The organism is Cellulomonas sp. NPDC057328, from assembly GCF_042667215.1.
Lineage (GTDB): Bacteria > Actinomycetota > Actinomycetes > Actinomycetales > Cellulomonadaceae > Cellulomonas.
The window spans coordinates 1-2,930 of the sequence record NZ_JBHUZW010000201.1 but is presented as its reverse complement, the minus strand read 5'-3'; the positions used below and the strand labels follow the sequence as shown (position 1 = coordinate 2,930).

At 73.8% G+C, this 2,930-nt stretch carries 1 protein-coding gene; it reads right to left on the bottom strand.

The features are described from left to right. Positions 1–4 precede the first annotated feature (4 nt). Positions 5–2,930: glycosyl hydrolase (locus tag ACFUMH_RS18900; RefSeq protein ID WP_378209140.1), on the bottom strand; the 2,926-nt coding region annotated here is incomplete at its 5' end.

Here is a 2,930-nt window from a genome sequence, read left to right as displayed (position 1 = left end):
GCCGTCAGCGGACCTCGACGTCGTCGACCACGTGCTCGCCCGCGTTGAGGTAGAGGTGCATCCCGCGGACGTCGGCGAGGCCGGCGGCGCACTCCGCCGACAGCGTGGTGAGGTCGACGACGACGTCCTGCTGCGGGCCGCCGACCCAGCCGGCCTGCGCCGTCTCGCACCACTGCCACGACGGCCCCACCTGCAGCGCGAGCTTGGTGTCGAAGCCCGTGGTCGCGTCCGCGTCGACGACGAGCCGCGTGCGGCCCGTGAGGTCGAACGTCCCGCTCACGCCCACCCACGTGCCGTCCGCACCGGCGGTCACCGCGAGCGCCCCGTCGGCCGCGGTCGCGGTGCCGCTCATGGCCGTCCACCCCTGCGCGCCGTCGGCGAAGTCGAACAGCACGGTGGGCTCGAGCGGCTCGGGCAGCGCGTCGAACCGGTGCAGGTACCGGGCCATCTCCTGGCGCAGCACGGGACGCAGCAGGCCGAACCGCGTGGCCGACTCGGGCTCCACGACGCCGGTCTGCGTCGCCCACAGCACGGCAGCGCGTGCGCCGCGCGGGACGTCGGTGAACGGCAGGTCGCCCGTCACCTCCGGCTCGCCCGCCAGGCGGTACAGCCACACGGCGGCGGTCGTGCGGTCCAGCGGCAGCCACGGCAGGAAGAGGGGCAGCGGGCGGCTGTCGGCGACCTGCTCGGCGGCGAGCCACTCGACGGCGGCGAACGACGGGTGCCGGCGCGGCACGTCCCAGAACGTGGGGTGCCGCACGGTCGGCTGCGCGCCCTCGCCCGCGTAGGCGTGCAGCAGGTCGGCGGCGGCCGCGCGGAGCACCACGCCCTCGGGCCGGAACGTGCCGTCCGCGTACCCGTCGTCCAGGCCCTGCCCGTGCAGCCACAGCACGTCGGCCTCGTACGGGTGCCCCTTGGGCACGTCGGCGAACAGCGGCGGCGGCTCGGTGCCGGGCAGCGCGGCGATCGCGTCGACGACGACCGAGCCGGACGTCGCCCCGCCCTCGGCCGCGTTGACGTAGACGTTGAGCTGCTCGATGGTGCGCAGGTCGTCGTCCGTGATGCGGCGGTCGGCGTTGGCGGTGTCCCACGGCGCGGGCCGCCAGTCCACGAACGGGATCGTCACCTGCTGCGGCTCGTCGCCGGCCAGCGACGGGTACGCCTCGTAGGAGACGCCGCCGGCCTTGAGCTGCAGCACCATCCGGTTGCCCGATGCGTCGGGGTCGACCCACAGCGTGAGCTCGTTGAAGTCCGACCAGTCGCCGTCGACCTGCTTCCCGATGCCGGTGTACGTCTGCGTCGCGAAGTCGTAGTCGAGGCGCAGCGCCCGGGCGCCCTCGCCCACGGAACCCGTCTCGAGCGTGATCGTGTTCGCGCCGTACTGCACGTACTCGGCGCGCAGCGCGGTGTCGTCGCCGTACCCCTCGAAGTCGTCGACGACCCCGGGGGCGAAGGTGGGACGCGGGCCGAGCACGACCTGCGACGTCTCCGTGAGCAGCACCTCGCCGTCGACCGTCACGCGTGCGGTCAGGGTGCGCGTGCTGTTGTCGAGCTGGTCCGCCGGGACGTCGAGGGGCGCGGTCCACCAAAGGCCGCCGTCGTGGGTCAGGTCGACGACCTGCGCCTCGTCCGACCCGTCGCCGCGGGCGATCGTCACGGACACGGCGTCCGCCTCGACGTGGTCGACGGCGACGCGCAGGGTCGTCGGGCTCGTCGCGACGCGGGCGCCGTCGGCGAGGCTGACGACGTGGGCGAGCGGCGCGTGCGGCCGGGCGGCGACGTCGCGGCCGAAGACGTCGTCGAGGTCGAGGTCGTCGGACATGGCCGTGAACGGGTCGTCGACGAACGCCTGGAAGTCCGGCACGAGCGGGTCGTCGCCGACCGGCACGTAGTGCTGGCCCTCGTCGAAGTTGGCCCACGTCTGCATGTACGCGTTGCGGCGCGCGTCCGGGTCGCCGGCGATGGCCGCGAGCACCTTCGTGAACCACTGCTCGGGGTTCGAGCCGTTGGTGCCCACGCCGTTCGTGACGCCGAACTCCGTGAACGCCGAGATCTTGCCGCGCTCGTCGGCGATACGGGCGATCATCCCGAGGTCCGCGACGAGCCCGTCGAGGAACGCCTGCGACCCGGTGGCGTCGTACGTGTCGTAGCCGAGCACGTCGACGAACGCGTCCCCCGGGTACGTGCGCATGTACACGTCCTCGTCGCCGCCGAACCCGCCGCCGGGCCCCCACGCGTAGAGGAAGTTCTCGACGCCCCTGACGTCGCGCAGGTACTCGACGGTGTAGCGGTAGAGCTCCTTGTACTCGCCCGGCGAGCCGAACGCGGCGCCCCACCAGAACCACGAGCCCGCGTTCTCGTGCCACGGGCGGAAGATGATCGGGACGAGCGCGCCGTCCGCGTCGCGGACCTCGCCGGCCAGCGTCGCGATGTCGTCGAGGTACGCGTTGAGGTCGTCGTGGTGCGAGCCGCCGGGCAGCACCGCGCGCAGCGCGTCGCCGGACGTGTCGTAGAACGAGCCGCCCGTCACGAAGTTCTCGATGTGGGCGCTGATCGTGTTGACCCCGCCGATCGCGTGCGCCTTCTCGATGTGGTCCGCGAAGGCGGCGATGTTCTCCGCGCGGGTGGCGTCGGCGCGGCCCGGGCGCTCGTCGCCCGCGATGATCAGCGTGTCCCACCCGAAGACGGCGGGGAAGTCGCCGTAGGTGTTCTCGAGGTCGGAGGTGGTGCCGTCGGGCGCGTCGAGCGTGAGGCCGAACGACGTCGCGTGCTGGTGGCCGACGAGGACCTCCTCGCCGCGGACGTCGTCGAGGTGGGAGAACAACGACCGGGTGGCGTCCGTGGCGTCGGGGTCGACGACGGAGACGGTGGCCGGGGCGGGCGCGGCGGCGGCCGGCGCGGCGGCGGCCGGCGCGGCGGCGGCCGGCGCC